At 47.7% G+C, this 600-nt stretch carries 1 protein-coding gene; it reads right to left on the bottom strand.

What is annotated here, in order from left to right; genetic code table 11:
- The coding region (locus R7Z50_RS29025; RefSeq protein ID WP_318149949.1) for a PstS family phosphate ABC transporter substrate-binding protein at positions 1-600 on the bottom strand (600 nt) is incomplete at both ends.

Raw genomic sequence — 600 nt, 5'->3', positions numbered from 1 at the left:
ACGAACATAAAACGAATAAACTCGGCTTCTATTGGAGATAACGGGTAATCAGGATGCTTGTTCACGTACACATAAAGGTAGCGTGATAGTGGGTACTTACCTGAGACAATATTCGTGCGAGTCGGGCTAACATAGTTAACCCCGCGTTTAGCGATGGGAACCAACCTTACGCCAGCCACTCGATAACCAACGCCAGAATAACCAACTCCGCTGATGGTCGATGCCACAGATTGCACCACAGAAGCCGAGCCCGGTTGTTCATTCACTCGAGTTTTGAAGTCACCGCCACACAGCGCATTGCTTTTGAAGTAACCATACGTCCCGGACACAGAGTTACGCCCAAACAACTGCAAGTTGCGCTTCGCCCATTCTGCTTTTAAACCTAGTTGCTGCCAGTTAGTGATGAACTGACTTTCTCCACAACGCAACGTAGCGGAAAACATCGCGTCCAATTGATTAAAGTTCAAACCTTGAATGGGATTGTCTTGATGCACAAAAATACCAATAGCATCAATAGCAACGCGCAATGCTGTAGGTTTGTAGCCATGCTGTCGCTCGAACGCCTCGATTTCTTTCAAACGCATCGGGCGGCTCATTGGA

The organism is Vibrio sp. 1249-1 (assembly GCF_033340495.1).
This window is presented reverse-complemented; position numbering and strand designations above follow the sequence as displayed.